This window comes from Fundicoccus ignavus, assembly GCF_009659375.1.
In the GTDB taxonomy this organism is placed as follows: domain Bacteria; phylum Bacillota; class Bacilli; order Lactobacillales; family Aerococcaceae; genus Fundicoccus; species Fundicoccus ignavus.
Map to the genome: position 1 here is coordinate 17,360 of NZ_WJQT01000023.1, position 21,747 is coordinate 39,106.

At 38.5% G+C, this 21,747-nt stretch carries 19 protein-coding genes, 3 pseudogenes and 1 other annotated feature; of the genes and pseudogenes, 19 read left to right on the plus strand and 3 right to left on the minus strand.

What is annotated here, in order from left to right:
- Positions 1-65: 65 nt before the first annotated feature.
- The 15 genes and pseudogenes from GF867_RS11680 to GF867_RS11745 all read left to right on the plus strand — a co-directional run bounded on the left by GF867_RS11680 (position 66) and on the right by GF867_RS11745 (position 13,307).
- On the plus strand, positions 66-395 hold the full coding sequence (locus GF867_RS11680) for a DUF6904 family protein (protein WP_436718607.1): 330 nt from the start codon (positions 66-68) through the stop codon (positions 393-395).
- Positions 396-687: 292 nt separating this feature from the next.
- A pseudogene (locus GF867_RS14115) lies at positions 688-816 on the plus strand (TfoX/Sxy family protein); the annotation flags it as partial.
- A 497-nt stretch (positions 817-1,313) separates the two neighbouring features.
- Positions 1,314-1,564: a binding site (T-box leader), on the plus strand.
- A gap of 59 nt (positions 1,565-1,623) precedes the next feature.
- Entirely contained in the window at positions 1,624-2,901 is a 1,278-nt protein-coding gene (locus GF867_RS11685) for an O-acetylhomoserine aminocarboxypropyltransferase/cysteine synthase family protein (RefSeq protein WP_153833305.1), read from the plus strand.
- 418 nt (positions 2,902-3,319) lie between these two features.
- Entirely contained in the window at positions 3,320-3,514 is a 195-nt protein-coding gene (locus GF867_RS11690) for a YwbE family protein (RefSeq protein WP_153833291.1), read from the plus strand.
- Positions 3,515-3,770: 256 nt separating this feature from the next.
- Positions 3,771-3,911, plus strand: a complete 141-nt coding sequence (locus GF867_RS11695; protein WP_153833292.1) for a hypothetical protein — start codon at positions 3,771-3,773, stop codon at positions 3,909-3,911.
- Positions 3,912-4,397: 486 nt separating this feature from the next.
- Positions 4,398-5,861, plus strand: coding sequence for an anthranilate synthase component I family protein (locus GF867_RS11700; protein WP_153833293.1), 1,464 nt, complete (start codon positions 4,398-4,400; stop codon positions 5,859-5,861).
- A gap of 2 nt (positions 5,862-5,863) precedes the next feature.
- Positions 5,864-6,451 carry an anthranilate synthase component II gene (locus GF867_RS11705; protein WP_153833294.1) on the plus strand — a complete coding sequence of 196 codons (588 nt, stop codon included), beginning with the start codon at positions 5,864-5,866 and terminating at the stop codon, positions 6,449-6,451.
- A complete protein-coding gene (trpD, locus tag GF867_RS11710; RefSeq protein WP_153833295.1) occupies positions 6,444-7,472 on the plus strand; it encodes an anthranilate phosphoribosyltransferase in 1,029 nt (342 codons plus the stop codon). Before GF867_RS11705 ends, trpD begins: the two co-directional genes overlap by 8 nt.
- On the plus strand, positions 7,469-8,251 hold the full coding sequence (gene trpC, locus GF867_RS11715) for an indole-3-glycerol phosphate synthase TrpC (protein ID WP_153833296.1): 783 nt from the start codon (positions 7,469-7,471) through the stop codon (positions 8,249-8,251). Before trpD ends, trpC begins: the two co-directional genes overlap by 4 nt.
- Complete coding sequence (locus GF867_RS11720) at positions 8,251-8,865, plus strand: phosphoribosylanthranilate isomerase (protein WP_153833297.1); 615 nt, start codon at positions 8,251-8,253, stop codon at positions 8,863-8,865. Before trpC ends, GF867_RS11720 begins: the two co-directional genes overlap by 1 nt.
- Positions 8,858-10,042: a tryptophan synthase subunit beta gene (gene trpB, locus GF867_RS11725; protein ID WP_153833298.1), complete on the plus strand. Its 1,185-nt coding sequence runs from the start codon at positions 8,858-8,860 to the stop codon at positions 10,040-10,042. The genes GF867_RS11720 and trpB overlap by 8 nt, the downstream gene beginning before the upstream one ends.
- A complete protein-coding gene (trpA, locus tag GF867_RS11730) occupies positions 10,035-10,805 on the plus strand; it encodes a tryptophan synthase subunit alpha (protein ID WP_153833299.1) in 771 nt (256 codons plus the stop codon). The genes trpB and trpA overlap by 8 nt, the downstream gene beginning before the upstream one ends.
- 899 nt (positions 10,806-11,704) lie before the next feature.
- Complete coding sequence (locus tag GF867_RS11735; RefSeq protein WP_070468689.1) at positions 11,705-12,016, plus strand: PadR family transcriptional regulator; 312 nt, start codon at positions 11,705-11,707, stop codon at positions 12,014-12,016.
- Positions 12,017-12,031: 15 nt separating this feature from the next.
- Complete coding sequence (locus tag GF867_RS11740) at positions 12,032-12,679, plus strand: DUF2812 domain-containing protein (RefSeq protein WP_153833301.1); 648 nt, start codon at positions 12,032-12,034, stop codon at positions 12,677-12,679.
- Positions 12,680-12,758: 79 nt separating this feature from the next.
- Positions 12,759-13,307: a DUF3267 domain-containing protein gene (locus GF867_RS11745; RefSeq protein ID WP_172974022.1), complete on the plus strand. Its 549-nt coding sequence runs from the start codon at positions 12,759-12,761 to the stop codon at positions 13,305-13,307.
- Positions 13,308-13,641: 334 nt separating this feature from the next.
- On the opposite strand, the pseudogene GF867_RS14120 reads toward GF867_RS11745, so the two are convergent.
- Positions 13,642-13,988 (minus strand): annotated as a pseudogene (locus GF867_RS14120) (transposase family protein); the annotation flags it as partial.
- Positions 13,989-14,038: 50 nt separating this feature from the next.
- On the opposite strand from GF867_RS14120, the gene GF867_RS11750 reads away from it, so the two are divergent.
- On the plus strand, positions 14,039-15,040 hold the full coding sequence (locus GF867_RS11750) for a S8 family serine peptidase (RefSeq protein WP_153833303.1): 1,002 nt from the start codon (positions 14,039-14,041) through the stop codon (positions 15,038-15,040).
- Between the two features lie 432 nt (positions 15,041-15,472).
- Entirely contained in the window at positions 15,473-16,075 is a 603-nt protein-coding gene (locus tag GF867_RS11755; protein WP_138405393.1) for a CadD family cadmium resistance transporter, read from the plus strand.
- A gap of 261 nt (positions 16,076-16,336) precedes the next feature.
- Here the strand turns inward: GF867_RS11755 and GF867_RS14125 are convergent, their stop codons facing one another.
- Together GF867_RS14125 and GF867_RS11765 are read right to left on the minus strand one after the other, a co-directional pair.
- Entirely contained in the window at positions 16,337-16,525 is a 189-nt protein-coding gene (locus GF867_RS14125) for a transposase (protein ID WP_436718606.1), read from the minus strand.
- Between the two features lie 344 nt (positions 16,526-16,869).
- A complete protein-coding gene (locus GF867_RS11765) occupies positions 16,870-18,786 on the minus strand; it encodes a purple acid phosphatase family protein (RefSeq protein WP_172974023.1) in 1,917 nt (638 codons plus the stop codon).
- A gap of 864 nt (positions 18,787-19,650) precedes the next feature.
- Here GF867_RS11765 and GF867_RS11770 point away from each other — a divergent pair.
- Together GF867_RS11770 and GF867_RS14130 are read left to right on the plus strand one after the other, a co-directional pair.
- Positions 19,651-20,169 (plus strand): ClbS/DfsB family four-helix bundle protein, encoded by a 519-nt coding sequence (locus GF867_RS11770; protein WP_071131225.1) that lies wholly within the window; start codon positions 19,651-19,653, stop codon positions 20,167-20,169.
- Positions 20,170-20,778: 609 nt separating this feature from the next.
- A pseudogene (locus GF867_RS14130) lies at positions 20,779-21,747 on the plus strand (IS3 family transposase); the annotation flags it as partial.

Genomic DNA, 21,747 nt, shown 5'->3' on the forward strand with positions numbered 1-21,747 from the left:
CTACATTATTCGGGTATAGGAAAGAATCTGGGAGTTTTTCCCAGCACCCCGGACTTTATATACAGATACGCGAGTTTCAAGCAGCTATAGCGTACTGTATCCAAGAGACCGTAACGGAGCATACTTTCACCCGCTTGATAAATACAATGAATCGCAGAAGTATGAGCGGCGTTTACTATTTCACCCAATATATCGACTTGCTGAATATAAAATTTAGCGAAATGGATGCAGAGAAAAGATTAAAAAATATCTCCGTCTATGCAAAGCGAATAGCCGAGCAAAGCGATGAATACCAGCAATTCGCAAGCGAAATTAGAGAGTCAGCCAAGAAATATAATTGTTCAGTCGACGAGATTCGTTTAAAATTGGAATATCCAGAAGATATGGAATGGTGAACAAGAAATTCATACATTTTCGCTTTTCTTTTGGGATGATTATAGATTTTATCAGGTAAAAGAATCCATTAATAGGCGGTCTTTCCTTGATAAATGTAGTTTATCAAGGAAAGGCTCGATTTTAAATGCTACCTTTCCCTGATAAGTGATTGATATCAAGGAAAGCCTGCAGTTAAAATCCCTGTTTTCCCTGATAAGTCTCTCGGATTCTTCTAAATCACTTGATAAACGACCACCATCATGAGAAACGATTAAATTAATAAGCTAAGTCGATAATACTTGGGGGTGCGCTATGTCATCCAGTAAAGAATATTTAGATTATATTTTAGAACAACTAGGGAACTTATAAGGTATTGCTCATCGAGCCATGATGGGAGAGTATATTATGTATTATGCAGGAAAAATTGTAGGTGATACTTATTAAAAAGGGAATTTTTTTGGTTATCTGGCTACGGTAATTCACCTGGTGATACTTTATTTGTAAATATTTGATTGGATTGGCAAGGTGTGCTGATAGTAGGTAGGAGTGCTTTAGGGAGTGTGGGAATTGAAAAATCATTAGTGGTTTATACGGTTTGAGTGACACTTAGCTAACTAACGAAAGAAGAACCAGTTGAAGGTGGTATTAAACCTGAAACAATCCGTTTATCTTTAGACTCGAAGGTGTCAGTAATATCATGACAGATCTAGACAAAGTATCAGCAGTAATTTAATGCGTAAGTAAAAGTTGCGGAGAGATTACCTGTAAGCAAAAATTCAGTTGATGAAGCTATAAAACTAATTTAAAAAAGTTATAGGCTACATATTTATTAATATAATGAATTATACTTAACAAAAGGTTTAAAATGAAAAGAAAATTAAAATTAAAGGTTGACTTATCATCAAAATGCCATTATCATATATCTAAATTGATATATGCAATACGCGATGATGGGATAAGTATTTTATGACCCTTGTTGAGAGAGCCTATGTGTGGTGGAAGTAGGTCAAGGAGATTAGAAGAAAATGGTCTTGGAGCATAATAGTTTAAGCCTAAGATAGGTGAGGATTATTCGGGAGCCCCCGTTACAGGGAAAGAGTATAATGATTTTTTAACGTACTCTGTGAGTTTATATTAGCGATAATATAATAAATTAAGGTGGTACCATGAAGTAGCTTTCATCCTTTGCATAAGCAAGGGATGGAAGCTTTTTTTATGAAAAAAATTACAAAATCGGGGGAATTTATTATGACAAAAGACTATAGAATTGAGACACAAGCCATTCACGCTGCCCAAACGATTGATGAAACAGGGTCACGTGCTGTTCCTCTACACCAAACAACAGCTTATGTTTTTGATGATGTAGCGCAAGGAGCTAATCGTTTTGCCTTAACAGAAGGTGGCAATATCTATACACGAATCACAAATCCTACTCAGGGCGTCTTTGAAGGTAGAGTGGCTGCTTTAGAAGGTGGTTCAGCTGGTTTGGCTGTCGCTTCGGGTATGGCCGCTATTTCTTATGCTATTCAAGTTTTAGCTAAAGCAGGAGACCACATTGTAGCGACAGCTAACCTATATGGCGGAAGCCACAACTTATTTGAACATACTTTCAAGGACTTCGGTATCGATGTGACGATAGTAGATACGAGTGATTTAGCGAATGTAGACCAAGCTATTCAAGACAATACTAAAGCTGTATTTGTAGAAACAATTGGCAATCCGGCTGGAAATATTGAAGATATTAGTGGCTTAGCTGAAGTAGCGCATAAACATGGTATTCCACTAATCGTTGATAATACTTTTGCAACACCTTATCTATCACGACCTATTGAACATGGTGCAGATATTGTTGTCCATTCAGCGACTAAATTTATTGGTGGTCATGGTACTTCAATCGGTGGGGTAATTGTAGAAAGTGGACAGTTTGACTGGAAACAAAATGATAAGTTCCCAGGCTTAAGTCAAGCAGATCCAACTTATAATGATCTTGTTTTCGCAGATGCCTTTGGCCCAGCAGCATATACTACAAAAATTCGTGCGACGCTATTACGAGATACTGGGGCTTCAATTTCACCTTTCAATGCGTGGTTATTAGTTCAAGGCTTAGAATCATTACACGTACGTATGGATCGTCATGTTGAAAATGCAGAGAAAGTGGCTACATTCTTAGCGCAACACGACAAAGTAGAATGGGTTGATTATGCGGGGTTAGAAAGTAGCCCATATTATAGCTTAAAAGAAAAATACTTACCTCTAGGGGCGGGTTCAATCTTTACCTTTGGTGTTAAAGGTGGCTATGAAGGTGGGGTTAAATTCATTGAAAATTTAGAATTGTTCTCTCTATTAGCGAATGTTGGAGATGCTAAATCATTAGTGGTTCACCCCGCTTCAATGACCCATAGTCAGTTAACTGAAGAAGAACTAGCTGAAGGTGGTATTAAGCCTGAAACAATCCGTTTATCTATCGGAATTGAAAATGTGGATGATATCATAGCTGACTTAGATAAAGCATTAGCTGCGATTTAACGACTTAGTGAAAGATAGATTGATGTAGGAACAATTTTATTGGTTATGCAGGCTATAATTGAATAGATTATAGCCTTTTTTATCCCAAAAATAATATTCGTGATTGTATATATTGCAATATAAAACATACAATCATACTTTCAATAATTTGAGAAAAACGAACGTTAAAAAGTTAGATAAGTTTAGGTTGTTAGAGGACTGATATGGAGATTTTATTTTGGAAATAGAACCCGAATAATTATGCTACGGTATTTTATGTTGGTTTGTTGTTGGGATTATTACTGGTGATATTGGTAAAGGTACAGCGACTGGCTTTACATTTTTTTCATATTAGCCTTTTTCGATGATCTTCTGATAAAATAGGTTAAACAAATGGTTGCGACTATAAAAAAATCGAGACCTTTAAAAGGAGCCCATCATGATCGAAGGTAATAAAAGAAGTAATATTCAAATTGGTAACCAGGTAAAAATTGTTCAAAAACAGGACCAACAATCTGCAAAATTAACAGAGGGTATTGTGGGTAAAATCCTGACAAACTCTCAAAACCATCCACATGGTATTAAAGTCATGCTAGAAGATGGCACCGTTGGCCGAGTAAAGGAAATATTATAATTGAAATAAAACTTTCAAATAATTAGGAAGCTAGGTATCTACAACCTTAGTGGATACCTAGCTTTTTTATTGTTGCTTCAATTAATTTATAATTTGTTGCTTGATTTGGAAGAAATGGTATATATTACATTTAAGTTAAGTGGTAGCTGAAATCTAAATTCGCGCTGTAGTATTATTTGGCTAAATTTATGACTATTGATTTTGTTGATGTATGCAGCGAGAAAAGTTTCGTGAAGTTATATTAAGGAGAAAAGTTATGGTCAAAAGTTTAAATAATGAAAAAGAACTGAATAGGATGCTCAATATAGATAGTTTTAGAAACCTTTCCAAGGATAAAATTATGAATTTTGTTTCTGAGATACCTAAAATGGGTAAAGAAATTGCAATGAACATTTGATATGAATAATTAAGATATAATGATTTAAACATCCATATTTTTAATGTTCTGTTAATAAAACCCTTGACTTCTTTTTGACTGTCCCGTTATAATCTAGTTAATCGAATAACAACTTTAAACCAATGAAGTGGAGATAACGGTGTAACGTGCAGTTACAGGGAGTGGGGGTTACTGAGAGCCTCGCACAACGCAGTGCATCAAATGGACCACGGAGGGCGCAGTTAAAGGAAGTGTATTTTTGGAGATAAACTTCTGATTATTCTGCGACGTGACGCATACGTCAGTTGCGAGGGATATGTTAGTATCCTGCAGAGCGTACAGACGTAGTGTCTGTAAATTCAAGGTGGTACCGCGGATGTTTTTAGAGCACCCGTCCTTGACTTGTATAAGTCATGGATGGATGCTTTTTTTGTTGTTTTTGCCCCAATCGTCATGACTAGCCGTAATTTTATGATTTTAATAATGAATTAAAAGGAGCGTACGACAATGATTAGACCAAGTTTAGAAGAGGCGAGACAGTTAGGGAAAGACCATACGATTATTCCAATTGCTTTAGAAATTTTTTCCGATGTAGCAACCTCAATCGAAGTGCTGAGAACGATCAGCAAACAATCCGACCACTTTTACCTACTGGAGAGTGTGGTGAATAAGGATAACTGGAGCCGTTATTCTTTTATTGGCTATAAACCGAACTTGTCGATCTACTCAACAGACGGTCAAGTAACCGTGCAAGAGGGCAAGCAAGAAGAAAGCTTCCAAGCAGATGATCCACTAGCATCCTTGACCGATATCCTTGACCGTTATAAGAGCCCAAGTATTGATTATTTACCGCCTTTTACAGGAGGTTTGGTTGGTTACTTGTCTTATGACTGCATCAAATATACGGAACGATCTCTACAGTTAACGAAAAATAACCCAGAAAATTTCCGGGACTACCATTTCATGTTGATGGATAAGGTCATTGCCTTTGATCACTTCCGCCAAAAGATTGTCTTAATCGTCAATATTGAAACCGATAAATTAGAAGAAAACTACATCCAAGGGGCTACAGACTTGAAGGATATGGAGCAGCTGATTATGCGTCCAGACCATGTTCGCGATGAGGACTTGACCCAAGCGGTGGGCGATTTTGAAGCTTTGTTTAGCCAAGAAGATTACGAGCGTATTGTAGAGAAAATCCAACACCATATTGTGGAGGGTGACATCTTCCAAGCGGTGGTATCCAACCGGTTTAAGGCCCCTTTTTCCGGGTCATTACTACAAACTTATCGCCTGCTTCGGACGATTAACCCGTCACCTTACATGGTCTACATGCATTTCGATGACTTAGAAATCGCGTGTGCATCACCGGAAACCCTGGTCTCTGTTCGTAACGGTGTCGCTTCATCCTTCCCATTAGCCGGTACTGTACCGCGCGGGGAAACGGATGCGGAAGATAGAGCATTAGTTGAAGGCCTTTTGGAAAATGAAAAAGAGTTGGCCGAACATGACATGCTTGTTGACTTAGCCCGCAACGATATCGGAAAGGTCGCTGAATTCGGTACCCTAGAAGTCAGTGAATACAGAGCCATCAAGCAGTTTTCACACGTCAGCCACATTTCATCCAAGGTAACAGCCAAAGTCAGACCAGACGCGACTTGTTTAGATGTCTTAAAATCAGCACTACCAGCGGGTACTTTATCCGGTGCCCCTAAGATTCGGGCCTGCCAATTGATTGATGAAATTGAAAATACCAAACGAGGCCCATATGGCGGTGCTTTAGGGTATATCGACTTTGCCGGCAACATGGATATGTGTATCGGCATCCGGATGGCTGTCTTGAAGAATGACCAAGTCTTTGTCCAATCTGGCGCAGGGATTGTGGCAGATTCAGATCCTGAAAAAGAATACTTAGAAACGAAGAACAAGGCCAAAGCCATGATGACAGCATTAGGACACGAGGAGGCGTAACCATGATTTTACTGATTGATAACTACGACAGCTTTACCTACAATCTCTACCAATTGATCGGCAAGAATACAGGTGAAGCCATCCAAGTTGTGCGAAATGACCAAGTCACCATCGAAGAAATTATTGATTTAAGTCCCTCACATATTGTCATCTCTCCTGGTCCAGGACGACCGGAGGATGCAGGCATCACAGTAGCTGTCACCAAAGAATTGGCTGACCACTTTCCAATTTTAGGGGTTTGTCTAGGTCTTCAAGCGATGTGTCTAGCTTACGGGGCGGATATTATTCATGCCCAACCGGCTGTCCACGGGAAACAGTCGACCATTCATGTGGCGAGTGGGAGTGAGATTTTTAGAGGGTTACCGCCAGTTGTGCCAGTAGCCCGCTACCATTCGCTGATTGCGGACCGACAAAGTATGCCGGATGAGCTATTGGTGATTGCCGAATCGGACAAGGGTGAGGTGATGGCTGTCCGTCACCGTAAATTTCCAATGTTTGGCGTCCAGTTCCATCCCGAGTCGATACTGACACCTTCAGGCGAAACGATGATTCAGAATTTTCTTAAAGTAGGAGGAAATACTCATGATTAACAAGGCGATTAATGAATTATTCTTAGGCAATGATTTATCTAAAGAAACGGCAGGCCAGGTTATGAACCAAATGATGGAAGGGGAAGCTACTGACAGTCAAATGGGTGCTTACCTTGCGGCTTTGCGGATGAAGGGTGAAACAATTGACGAAATTACTGCTTCAGCTGAAGTCATGCGAGATAAGGGCCTTAAATTATCCGCGAAAAAGGACGTCCTTGATATTGTTGGGACGGGTGGGGATGAGCTAAACTCCTTCAACATTTCAACCATTTCTTCCTTTGTCGTTGCGGCGGCTGGTGTTGCGGTAGCCAAACATGGTAACCGGTCAGTATCGAGTAAATGTGGGTCAGCGGATGTACTGGAAGCCTTGGGCGCAAACATTTTCCTAACGGCGGACCAAAGTGCACAAATCTTAGAGGAAACAGACTTCTGCTTTATGATCGCCCAAACTTACCATTCAGCCATGAAACATGTGGCGCCTGTCCGTAAACAATTAGGGGCCCGTACCATGTTCAATATTTTAGGTCCCTTAGCCAATCCAGCGGGTGCAACCAAACAGTTATTAGGTGTATACGACGAGAAATTAGTGGAACCGCTTGCTCAAGTATTAAACCAATTGAATGTGAAACGGGCTATGGTGGTTCACGGTCATGACGGCTTGGACGAAATTACAATTACGGATACCACAACTATTTGTGAAGTCAATGATGGTAAGGTAACTAGCTACTTTATTACCCCAGAACAATTCGGCCTTGAACGTGGTCAATTGAGCGAGCTAATCGGTGGAGACCCAGAAGAGAATGCTCAGATCGCTTTAGATATTTTAAACGGTGAACAAGGTGCCCGCCGCAATATCGTTGTCATGAACGCGGCTTGCTGCCTGTACATGGGTAAAGATGAATTGTCTTTACGCGACTGTGTTCGACTGGCTGAAGAAATGCTTGATTCAGGTAAGGCTAAAGCCAAATTAGATGAATTTATTGCCGCAACAAACCTTATTGGTCAGGAGGTCATTGCATGAGTATCTTAGATGAAATCGTTATTACCCGGGGAAAAAGGGTAGCCGAGGATAAGCTGAAAACACCTTTGGAAGAATTGTTGGTGACTTTTCCAGACCGTCATTTGCCACCATTTGCTTTTGAACAAGCCTTGAAAGAAGGGGACATGTCTTTTATATGCGAAGTGAAAAAAGCCTCGCCATCAAAGGGTTTAATTGCTAAAGAGTTCCCTTATGTGGACATTGCCAAAGATTACCAAGCGGCTGGAGCGACGGCCTTATCGGTTTTAACAGAAGAAGATTATTTCCAAGGGCGCAACCAATACTTACAGGAAATTAGCCAAGCAGTGGATATTCCCATTTTGCGGAAAGATTTTGTGATCGACCCTTACCAAATCTACCAAGCTCGGGCAATCGGGGCGGACGCTATACTATTGATTTGTGCAATCTTAAGTCCAGACCAGTTGGCCGAATACATTTCCTTAGCGGACGAATTGGGCTTGTCGGTTTTAGTGGAAGCCCATGATGCGGATGAAATCGCCATGGCCATTGAAGCTGGTAGCCGAATTATCGGGGTCAACAACCGAAATTTACATAACTTTGAAGTGGACTTCCAAAATTCGATTCGCTTGAGAAATCTGACGCCGGATGACACGGTATTTGTTGCTGAGAGTGGGGTTAAGACAGCAGCGGATATCAAATTATTGCATGACAACCGGGTGGACGCGGTTTTAATCGGTGAATCTATGATGTTGGCTGAGGATAAGCAAGTGAAATTAAGTGAACTTAAAGGGGCTTTGTAATGATTAAAGTGAAAATTTGTGGCTTGAGAAGGCCGGAAGATATTGAGGCAGCGAATGCGGCTAAACCAGATTATGTGGGTTTTATCTTTGTGCCAGAAACCAAGCGGTATGTGAAGCCTGACTTAGCGGCAAGTTTTAGACGTGATTTAGCGGCGGATATTCAAACGGTGGGCGTTTTTGTAAATGCCCCAATTGAAGAGATTGTGGCGATTTGTCAGGCGGGGACTATTGATTTAGTCCAGTTACACGGCGAAGAAGACCAGGCTTATATTGCACATTTGAAGGGTCAAGTTGACCAACACATTATCAAATCGGTTGCGGTTGGGGATGAATTGGTGGTAGATCCAAATCAAGCTGACTATTTATTATTCGACAGCTTGAGTCCTAGCCGCGGTGGTTCAGGGAAGATATTTGATTGGCAAATGGTGTCAGCATACCAAGAGAAGCCCTTTTTTCTGGCTGGAGGTCTAGGGATTGGAAATATTGAAGAGGCCTTAAAAGTGGTCCGACCATATGCGGTAGACGCGTCGTCGTCACTTGAAACAGACGGGGTAAAGGATCCAGTGAAAATGCAGAAATTCGTAGCGAAAATACGGGAGGTAACACATGACTAATGGTAGATTTGGCGACTTTGGTGGCCAGTATATTCCAGAAACCTTGATGGCTGAAGTGCAACGGGTGGAGGAAGCCTACAATTTTTATAAGAATGATGAGGCATTTCAGGCGGAGTTGACGACTTTATTAAATGATTATGCTGGTCGTCCGTCGCGTTTATATTATGCAGAGAATATGACGGCTGATTTAGGCGGGGCCAAGGTCTATTTAAAAAGAGAAGACTTGAATCATACCGGGTCGCACAAAATTAATAATGTCCTAGGGCAAGCCTTGTTGGCGAAAAAAATGGGGAAAACCCGTTTAATTGCAGAAACTGGGGCTGGTCAGCACGGGGTGGCGACAGCAACAGCGGCGGCCTTGTTGAAGATGGAATGTGAAATTTTTATGGGGCAAGAAGATACAGACCGCCAAGCTTTGAATGTCTTTCGGATGGAATTGTTAGGGGCTAAGGTTAACAGTGTGGCTAAGGGGACCAAAACCTTGAAGGATGCGGTGAATGAAACCATGCGTGAATGGAGTAACCGGGTGGAGGATACCCATTATGTTCTAGGTTCTGTCATGGGGCCTCATCCATATCCAACTATGGTGCGTGACTTCCAAAGTGTGATTTCTCGTGAAATTAAAGATGAATTCCAGAAAAATCACGGGCAATTACCGGATGCGGTCATTGCTTGTGTGGGTGGTGGGTCTAATGCTATTGGGACTTTCTACCACTTTATTGAAGATGAAGGAGTTCGGTTAATTGGGTGTGAGGCGGCTGGAAAAGGCATTCATACCACTCAACATGCAGCGACTATTGCTAAGGGGACGAGAGGTATTTTTCACGGTATGAAGAGCTTGTTTTGTCAAGATGAATATGGTCAAATTGCACCAGTTTATTCTATTTCAGCGGGGCTTGACTACCCAGGTATCGGCCCAGAACACGCCCGTTTAAATGAAGTTGGGCGCGCTGAATATGTACCGGTAACAGACGATGAAGCGGTAGCTGCCTTCGAATATTTATCTAGAATAGAAGGGATTATTCCAGCGATTGAATCAGCACATGCTGTGGCTTACGCTAAGAAGCTGGCCCCAACCATGTCACCAGACCAAAGCATTGTGATTTGTTTATCAGGACGCGGGGACAAGGATGTGGCAGCCATTGCCCGTTATAAAGGAGAAGAGATTTATGAGTAAAATAGCTGAAGCATTCCAAGATAAAAAAGCCTTTATCACCTATTTGATGGCAGGCGATCCCAACCTGGACCAATCAGCTGAAAATATCCTAGCTGCCCAAGAAGCAGGGGCTGACCTGATTGAAATCGGGATTCCATTTTCAGATCCAATCGCTGAAGGACCAGTCGTAGAAAATGCGAGCGTTCGGGCCTTATCAGCAGGAGTGCGCTTGAATAATGTCTTTGATATGGTGGCTGATTTAAAAGATAAAATACATGTACCATTAGTTTTTATGACTTATTTAAACCCAGTTTTTGTTTACGGTTATGACAATTTCTTCGCCAAGTGTCAGGAAATTGGTATTTCGGGTATTATTATCCCTGATTTACCTTTTGAAGAACAAGAAGAAGTTAAACTAGTTGCTAGCCAATATGGGATTGAAGTGATCACTTTGATAGCCCCAACGTCAAAAAATCGAATTCGAGCGATTGCTAAAGAGGCGGAAGGGTTTATTTATTTAGTATCTTCAATGGGGGTAACTGGGGTCCGTTCAAATATCACAACGGATATTTCAGCTATGGTTGCTGAAATTCGGGCAGTTTCAGATATTCCAGTAGCAGTTGGCTTTGGTATCAACCGACCTAGTCAGGTTAAAGATATTGCAGCTAAAGCAGATGGCGTGATCGTAGGGAGTGGGATTGTGCGTCTAGTGGAAACCCACGGTGAAAAAGCAAAGCCTTACATTTACGACTACATCCATGAAATGCAAGCCGCTTTAAGATAGGATGTGAGACAGGGCGTTCAGACAGGAGACTTCTAACGCATTTAAGCGAGTATGTGCTAAAGCATCAACTCGCTTATAAGATGGAAGAATAGTGCCGTATCACACAAAGTGTGATGCAAACTAAGCTGAAATAGAGTAGCTTCTGAATGTTCTGATTCGATTGTATAGTACAAGTACCATTATTAATTAAACCAATATACGCATGTTAGCGAGTAAGTGCTGAAGCACCAACTCGCTCATAATCTGAAACGCAGTTCTTTCTGGAGGTGCGAACTCAACTTCATAGGATACGATAAGTAATAATATCTAAAGTATGCTTATAGGAAAATAATTATCTTAAAAACTTGTCCTTCGGCCTATACTTTACCTATCATTTCCTTAAAACTAGGATGTGATGCAAGATGTTCAGACAGGAGATGATGGAAGAATAGTGACGTATCACACAAAGTGTGATGCAAACTATTCTGAAGCAGAAACCTGTCTATCCTGCAGAGCTCAACTTGCAGTGGGACCACCCAGAGCCGAAGTCTCTGAGCTTGGCTGACGACTCATTCTGTAAGGCTTAAAGTCCGTAACAGAATGATGTGGGTCAGTCATCCTCTTTCACTGCTAAGGCATGCTAGGAAGTTTCGTCCGTAGTAGCTGATAACTATTCACCCATTTCCAATCACGGTTTTACTATCATAACTGAATAATTGTAAAAGGAGTTAGTGAACTAAAAGCTAGCTTCTTTTTTACTGGATAGTATTTTACCTGATAAGAGAATGTCTTTAGAGCGATTTCTTGACTATTTTTGCATGGAAGAGTTGCGAATTTTAAATAGATACTTGCAATATACAGTCTGACTGTATATAATCTAACTATACAGTTCAACTGTATATAATGAATAAGGGATGATCATCATGCGTAACAGCGCTTTACCACTTACAGAAACAACCTATTTAATTTTATTGAGTTTACTAGAACCACGTCATGGCTATGCCATTATCAAAAATGTGGAGGAACTAAGCGACAATCATGTCAAAATTGCAGCCGGTACAATGTACGGTGCATTAGACAATCTTTATAAACAGGCTTGGATTGAGGAGGTAGCTAGCGAAAATAAACGACGAAAAGTTTATCAAATTACAGAAAAAGGAAAAGAAGTACTTGAAGCAGAAATTGGTAGATTATCCAATTTAACTGCATTAGGGTATCGATTGTTTAATTAAGAGAGAAGGGGTACTATGTATAAATCAACATATAAGTTTAAATTATTCTTATTTGCAGATATTGAAAAAGAAGAAGCATGGATAAACGCACAAAGACATAAACATTTATATCTAGCTAGCATACCTATTGGCTCCATACTATATCGTTTTCGTGAAGCTGAAACCGACTTCGTCCCAATCACGCGGATTGATTTTCGTGAATTCAAGAACAAAGCAGCATATGAAAACTACTTATCTTTATATGAAGACGGTGATTGGTACCATATTTATGGTAATCGCTGGAATGGTCTGCAATATTTTAGACAGGATAATCCAAGTGGAGATAGCATCTTATATTCTGATGAAGACTCGAAAGCACAGTTATACCTAAGATACGCCAAGTACTTAGTGACCTTATTTATCTGTTTTTTACCAATCATATTAAATCTAGAACTAGTAGATTTATTAAACTTCTATACTTTTAAATCAGCCTACTTAACACCAGGACTATGGCAAATGACAGAGGCTAAATTCTGGAGTGCATTTGCCTTCGAAACCCCATTTGCCCTAATGAGAATTTTTTCTGGTTGGTTACTTGTCATATTAGTTGCCTCATTCTTATTGGGCTCATTTATTAACTGGCACCGTTATAAGAAATTACGAGATGAAGTAGCTAATTTATAGATTTTTTCCGATATGTTAGCATATAAGGTATGTAACACTGTGACGATTAAAAAGGTTAGATACCATATTGGAGGTTAACGTGGAACGAATACGAGAATACAATTTGCTTGAGGATAAGAAGGTAATTATTGGCATAAATATCGCTGCGCTACCACTCTTCTTGTTGGGCATTTTGATATTTAGAGGGCTCTCTATACAGGATTCAATTAATTTATATCCGGAATCTTTAGCCCAGTATTTTATAAATGCCCTTATATTCCTTGCTTGTTATTTTGCGGTGATTATTATCCATGAATTAATCCATGGTCTCTTTTTCAAAGTATTTTCAGAAACAGGTAAGGTAACATTTGGCTTTAAAAATGGGATGGCATACGCAACGAATCCTGGCAGTAAATATACCTGGTGGCAGTTTTTAATCATTGTCTTAGCACCTTGTGTGTTCATTTCATCTGTCTTATTTATCCTTTATCAATTCACTTGGATAAATACACTCTTTTTTATCGCTATGGGTAGTATGCATTTCGCAGGTTGTGTAGGTGACCTTTGGTATGCTTTACTGATCATGAAATATGGTAATAAGTATTATGAAGATACTGAAGTTGGTATTTCAATATGGACGAAAGACTAATAAAAAGGCGTTACCTTAGAAAAAATAGGGTAACGCCTTTTAATATTCTAAAGAAGATTATTTTTTACGTTTCACTCCTCAAAAAATCATCCAAGTGATTGCTATATTAACCACCAGAGAAAAAAGCAAACAATAACTTGATTATAATATAATATTAAATGAAGGTTGGGGCAATTGATATGCGTAGGGGAGGGTGAGAAAGAAATAAATTGAATAAAAAATCGAGATGAATTAAATTATTTTTGAATTGTCAATATAAGCTAGACAAACGTGAGTCATTTATGTAATTTGAAAATACTTCCAAAGGTGTTTGATAATTTAATGATTTTCTAGCAAGGTGACCAAACTCATCTTTAAATAGAGGGTAGTCTTTTTCTCTTTCAGAGATATTTCTTTTGAACGCTTGCTTTCCCCGTCGTTCTTGGTGTTCGTTTAACTTTCTCTTACCTTTCATAGGGAGTGTTGTGATATCAAAGATCCCATATTTAAATCGACGATATAAGGTTCTCATTGAACAACTGATTGGCTGTTCAAAACATCCAATGATGACGTCTAGTGGCCATCCTTGAGCAACTTTTTCTTTAATATACTTCGGTTCCTTTTTAGGTAAAGTGACTTTATGTCTACTGCAACATTTTTTATTTTTTTGTAGTGTTTGTAGTAGTCGATCGCTGCGTTACCTTTCTGCTCTTTCTATTACAGTAGGGTTAGTAGCTCATGAAATTAATATTATGGAGCAATCACTAGACTTTCATAAAAAAGAATTATGGACACCGATAGCCGATGAAAATGAGCTATCTCCTTTTACACGAGTTGATCCGGGTATTAATAATATATTAAAACCAGAAGATGTTCACGATGGTGGTAACATGATATTACGAGAAAGCGGTGGAAACATTAAAGAAAATATGAGTGGTAAGCTACCTTTATTGTCAAACTTACCAATGGAAAGATTATTTACATACGATGTGGGTTCTAGTTTTTCAGCACCTATGGTTACAAATATACTTGGGAAAATTGCAAATAAATATCCAAATGGATCTGCTAATTTGTTGAAAAACCTATTGTTACAATCAACTAGATTACCTGAAATCAAAAATGTTAAAGGGACTAATACCGATAAGAAAAAGTTTCATTTTAACTCATTAGGTTACGGTTTACCAAACTATGAGTATGCTATAGCGTCCTTTGATAATAGAGTAGTTTTATTGGATGAAGCTACAATTGGATTAAACAAGATTCAAGTCTATTTTGTTGATGTTCCAAAGCTTTTCTTCGAAGCCAAAGGTCATAAAAGGGTGCCAGTGGCGCTAACATTCAATCCACCAACAAGAATGACTCGCGGAGATAGTTATTTAGGAAATCAATTGGTGTTTAAATTATTCCATACGTTAGACTCTGATATCATTGTAAATAAATTTGCTGAAGTAGATTTAAGTGATGAGGAACAACTTGCAAATGTGGTTGATAAAAAATATGAAATAGTTATGGATCTGGGAATCGATACTCGTAAAAAAGGATGCTATCAAAAAGGTGTAAAAGAGTATAAGAGGGAACCTCAAAATATACCTACTTCGTCCTTTACACTTGTTAAAATTAATTCAAATAAATGGATTAATGATCTAAATTATACTCAGGATTATTGCGTGTCTATGGTGATTGAACATATAGAGGAAATTAAACTTTACAATAAAATAAGAAATACTATTCAATCAAGAGTTAGAATTCGATAATATTTACTTTTGACCTGTTCCCACGAACGTACGAAATAGTCGACAAGTTACCGCATACGACCATTTCACCAAAAATCGCAAATACATCAATTCTATCAACTCGTCCCATGTTGAGGCGGTAACACTACTTGTGAAAGAGCGTTAGCGACAGAAGAAGTAGATGTTCCGCCCATGCACGGATTTTCCAAGAAGACAAGCAGAATGAGCAAGCTGAGAGGCTGAAACAATGTATGTTTAATGGTATAATTCATGAGGGAACAAAGCGACTTCATAAACGTTGGTTTAGAAAGCATATGAGTCATGTGAAAAAAATATGAAAGTTGGATGTTTTATATGAAGCAATTTATTAAACATTCTCCCTTGGCTTTGGCCAAGTTGATGTGTTTGTGTGAAAACCACCAATTCTAATAAACATATTGAAAGGGGAAGCTTATGGAAATAATTATATCTTCAATGTTAGTTTTTATCTCTACGTCCATCGATTATTTGGTTGTTTTAACGATTCTTTTCTCTACCATGAATACTGGTAAACAACGATCAATTTATATTGGCCAATATATTGGAACGGGGTTGCTCGTTGGCTTTAGTCTCATTGCAGCGTACTTCCTGAACTTTATTCCACAAGATTGGGTGATCGGGTTACTTGGTTTACTTCCTTTGATTCTAGGGATTCGGGCTATCTTCATCGATGAAGATGTAGATGAAAAGGACTTGGAAGAAAAGATGTCGCATAGACAGTCAGAAGTTGCGAGTGTGGTTGCTCTGACCATTGCCCTTGGCGGAGATAATTTGGGAATTTATATTCCTTACTTTACTGGAATGTCCTTCCAGGAAGTCATGGTTGTGATCCTTGTTTTTATCATTGGGATTTTTATCTTATGTTATTTATCCAAACGACTGGCTTCGGTTCCTATGATTGGTGAAGTAGTTGAGCGTTACGAAAAAGTCATCGTACCAGTCGTTTTCATCGGCTTGGGTATTTTTATTCTGTTAGAGAATGGTACGATTCAACATCTTTGGTCACTGATTGCATAGAATTTTAAGCAGCTTCACGGATAGTAGAATATACCATTAAAGTATTTAAGGTTGAACTTAGATACATATAACACAACCGAAATATTAAAGAGGCACAGAACGATGCAATATCATTTGCATCGTTTTGTGTCTCACTTTTATATATATTTTTAAGGCTGTAAAATTTTGAGTGTTGGTGGCTATCAAAAGTCAGAGTGAATCGTCACTCTGGCTTTTTTTAGTTATCAGAAAGTCATAGAATAGTTTAGGGTTAAGCGGCATTCAACTCATCGGAAAAAGTAAAGGTCGAATGGTTTTATTGGGTTTATCGAGTAGTTTTTGATTTAGAAACACGCGAGCCGGGAAATTATCAAAGTTTCTATAGCCAAAGCCACTACGTTTGATGGTTTTGATTTTGTTATTCATACCTTCTACAACACCGTTTGATAAGGTATTGGTCAGACAGTTCAATTGGAACCCTGGCTAAGAAAATCTTTACGGCAGTGATGAGTTAGAGAAGCGACAATAATCCTTACTAAAGACTATTCAAAGAAGTTAGTCACTGAAATATATTAAGCAATAATTTATCGCAAGCCAAACAACACCTAGGGAAAATCTCTAGGTGTTTGTTTGGTTTGCGATGTACCCTACATCGTGTCAACTCTATAGGGACACTTGTCACAATTGACGTAAAAAAATAAGTGTCAGAAACCTCACTGACACTTATTTTATTTGAATGAGAAGGCAGTAAAAACTAAGCAGATCAAGGTTTCGCCTACCAAATTGCCTTCATATACATGTGACGATTAGTTTAACTATTTAGTGATGACATAAGAGTGAACAAGTTGTGTTTCACGGTTATCTAAATCTTCCCCAACTACTTGATAGAGATGATAAGTGACTTCTTCAGAAGAAACTTCAATGACGGCATAATGTTGGAAGTTAGATTCTCTCGCATTTGAATGACCACCTGAGTAGAATGAAGAAACAAATGGTTGTTCCTCAGTTAATAATAACTCACGGAAATTCGCGATGTCTTCTTCAGTTAATTCATGTCCGAATAAGTCTTCATAAGTTTCATGAATATCTTCTTCTTCTAAAATCCACTCGAAACTTTCTAATTTGTAAATTGTATTATAAGTCTTTGTTCCAGCAGTATTTGGAACAAAGAAGACAGTTCCTTCAGGGTTTTCAAAAGTTGTTACATCACCTTCAGTTTCACCAGCAGTAGCAACTTCAGCATTGCCAAATACTTCTGGATTATGTTTTAAAGCGTGAGTCACAGATAAGTTGTGGTCATGTCCATTGAAGACTAAATCCACATCATACTCATCAAGTACTGACATTAAGTCATCACGAACTAATTGAACACTCTCATCTTCTAAAGAGTGATAAGATGATGAAAACATTGGACGGTGGTAACTAACGAATACCCAGTCAATCTCGCCATTTGCTTTAGCTTCTTGAGCTTTTATTAACTCTTCCTCAAACCAAGCCATTTGATCTTCTAAAATTGCTGGTGCTAAATCCTCATCAGATTCGCTACTTTGTTCTGTGTTTAACACGATAAATTGCACGCCATTGTAGCGAGTAGAATAAGCGACACCAGACTCCATGCCTTCTAAATCATTATCAGTGTTGATATGATCGATAAAGTTCTCATTGTCATGGTTACCCGTCACAAAAAGATGAGGCATCTCATTGTTTAAAGGCAGTAAAGCGTCTAAAGTTAATTGCCATTCTGTATCATTCCAGTCATCATTGACTACATCACCAGAATGTAAGGCGAATAGGGCATCTTGTGCATCAGCGTTTTCTAACATAGATTCTACCGTTGACTTAGAATAATCTGCCTCTGACCGTTGATTTTCAGAAGAAAATGCATTTTGCGTGTCTGTGTAGTGGATGAAAGTGAAGACGTCGTTTGCTTCGCTGGCTGTTTTAAAAGTTGCTTCAGCCGATAATTCATCGGCTTGATTCCCAACAGCATAGTGATAAACCGTATTCGGTGTTAGGTCTGTAGCAGTTGCTTTATAAGTTGTTTCTGAAAAAGCAGGATAGGGTAAAGCCAATGAGTAATTATCAAAGCCTTTATCTAACCATAATAAGTTATCAGATGTAAAAGCTTCATCCGTGTAATAACCAATCACTTCATCTGCATGTTCAACCGCAAACCAAGGATTATCATCATCAGTCATCGGCTCGTCTTCCTCTTCGTCCCACATAATTGCGAAAACATAATGACCATCGTCAGTTGTTTGGATGTGGAAAGCATCCTCTACTGTCTGGATATCTGGCGTAATTTCAGTAGCATCTTCGATTGATTGCCCGTCTTCCCAAAGGTATACCTTTGCAGCTTCATCGGCATCCGTTGTATGCCATTGGAAATGCATTGAAGTCGCTGGATCACTCGTTAAGTTTGTTGTGATTCTATTTGGTGTATTGTTCACAGGTGCTTCTGGATTCGCAGGATTTTCCTGAGTAACCTCAGCAGTTTCCCCACCAATTGTGACAGAAACTAGCTGATCTTCCTCATCAAATTCTAGACCATCATTTTCTGTAATCGCACCTTCAGAATAAGCAATATCATTGGCTCTTTCGTCATTAGCAACTTGTGTTTCTTCAATAATTGAACCCTCGACAGTCGTTTGAGCTTGCACATTGACACCAACACCCGATAAAATAGAAGAAGTTAGTAAAGCCGATAGAATCAATTTCTTCAGAGATTTCATTTCATTCACCCTTATCATTTTTTTAACTTACAATTTTAATTATATCTGATAAATGTAAATTCCCTGTAAATTTCAGATGTATTTCAGGTAAAGTTATTATTCACAAATAAAACGAGTCAGCTACTTTGGAAGAGCTTTTTAATCGACATGCGTTTTGAGTAAAATGCAGATAGAACTTGTTTCAGTCAACATTAAGGAGGAAGTCGTTTGAAGGCAATGAAAGTTCGTCTCTTTATCTACATCGGCCTGATTTTATTGGGGTCGCTCCCTAATCAACCTATGTTGATATAGATGATTCAATCAATCAAAAGTTTATTGAGATATCAAACCGACAAGCATCATTCAATAATATGAGTACAGATGAAAAACTTGCAGAGATAGCAAATTTAATATAAAGTTAATTAAAGAAGAACGGTAAGTTTCTTACACTTGATTATTCTACGATTTGTTTTGATTATATTTCTAACGAAGTAGTAACAAGCTATAGAAAGAAAATGCATTGTTTTAGGCATGCCACAGATGATGCAATATCGGAAAGAAAAACCTATTCGGAAGAACAAAAAAGCTTCTTTGTTGATTACGGATTGACCATTGTTAAAGTAATACTTTCTTTGCTGGAATAAAAACTGAGTAGACAAGTTTTTCGGGACAAACATGATTCCAACTTGTCGGAGGCATTTTTTCAAATCGGATAAAGGAACTGATATCTTCCCACATACGAAAGCCATCAGTGGATTAATTCCCCGATTTCATTTATGTTACAAATTTGAGCCATAGAGGTTCAAGAGGTTTACCATCGTAATTATTCTATTTTTCTAGAAAGATTATTATCAATTAGACCTTGTATTAATAACAGGAGGTATTATGAGAACATATAAAGATAAAGAAGAGCTAAAATTTGAGATAAATAAAAGTTTTGAAAAGTATATTTCTGAATTCAATAATATCCCAGAATCACTGAAAGACAAAAGCGTTGACGAAGTTGACAGAACACCATCTGAAAACCTTGCTTATCAAGTTGGCTGGACAACATTGCTCCTGCAATGGGAAGCCGATGAGAAAAATGGTTTAACAGTAAAGACACCATCAGATATGTTTAGGTGGAATCAGCTTGGTGAATTATATCAGTGGTTTTCAGATACCTATGCAAATTTATCCTTAGAGGAGTTAAAGGATAGACTAAACAGAAATGTTATTTCAATCAATAAAATGATTGATGTACTAAGTGATGAAGAATTATTTTTACCTCATATGAGAAAGTGGGCTGATGAAGCTACAAAAACAGCAGTATGGGAAGTATATAAATTTATTCACGTTAATACTGTTGCTCCTTTTGGGACTTTTAGAACCAAGATAAGAAAATGGAAAAAGATAGCACTATGAAACTAAGTTCAGTTACTTGGCAAACTATTCTCATAAGTACAATCCTATCTGGATATGTTCCTGCATACAAGGTTCAATCTTGGATATCTTCCCACATACGCAAGTCCACAATGGATATGTTCCCTCAAAGAGAATTAAGTAAAAAAGGAAAATGGAAATTGTCCTTTGACAGCTATGAATTCCTCTCAAAACACGTTGAGACGGTAACACTACTTGTGAAAGAGCATTAGTGACAGAAGAAGTAGATGTTCCGCCCATGCACGGACTTCCCAAGAAGACAAGTCGATAGGCGCAGTCTGATTGGTAGAAGTCGTCTGCTGAGTGTGTCGTATTGCTTGAGGCTGTTAGAGCTTAACGATATACAGCCTTAGCTGCGTAACAAAGTGTAGCTGATGCAAAAGGTTAGAGACTAAAATCTTGATGTTATAATGTTCTTGATGGACCACATAAGAACTTCCACTAATATTAAAAGGAGTAAACTTAGTTTAAAGATTAAGTGACTCCTTTTTATTATGCAAGCAGGGGTATGAATAGGCTACACTAAGTTAGACAGTAAAATTAAGGTCTAGTAGAATGAAATAAAAGAACCTGAAACGGAGAGAATCTACCATGACTGAAAAAAGAGTACGCAGAACGTTTACGCCAGAATTTAAAAGCCAAGTAGTATGACTTTATGAAAGCGGAAAACCACGTGCAGACATTATACGTGAATATGATCTTACAGCCTCTGCATTTGATAAATGGGTGAAACAAAGCCAAGCTTCTGGCTCTTTCAAAGAAAAGGATAATCGTACCCCTGAAGAAGAGGAATTAATCAAGCTTCGCAAAGAAAATCAACGTCTAATGATGGAGAATGATAGTTTAAAGCAAGCCGCGCTGATCATGGGACGAAAGTAGATGTAATCCGTAATAACGCTCACAAATACTCGGTATCAGCAATGTGCGAAGTCTTTGGAATCGCTAGAAGTATCTACTATTATGAATCCAAAAAAGAACCAGAGAACGACTCTTTAAATAAAGAGATTATCAAAGTCTTTAAAGCAAGCCGCAATAATTATGGCACGAGAAAAATGAAAATTGAACTTGAAAAGAAGGGCTAATAGTTTCTAGAAGACGAATCAGTCGAATCATGAAAGCAGAAGAACTCGTATCAAGTTACACAGTCGCTCAGTTGAAGCCATTCAAGTTCTAAGTAAATGAAGTGCCAGTAAAAAAACATTCTGAATAGAGCTTTTGATTATCAGGCAGAATCAGCTGTTGTCGTTAGCGATTTAACTTATGTACGTGTAAATGGAAAATGGTATTACGTCTGTTTATTTGTTGATCTTTTTAATCGTGAAATTATTGGTCACAGCACTGGAGCGAACAAGACACCAGAGCTGGTATACAAAGCATTATCAAGCATTTCAAGACCATTATATTTGATCGAAACGTTTCACACAGATCGTGGAAGCGAATTTAAAAATCAATTGATTGATGATGCATTAGAAACGTTCGGCATTCAACGCTCGTTGAGTATGAAAGAATGCCCTTACGACAACGAAGTGGCCGAAGCGATGTTTAAGGTCGTGAAAACGG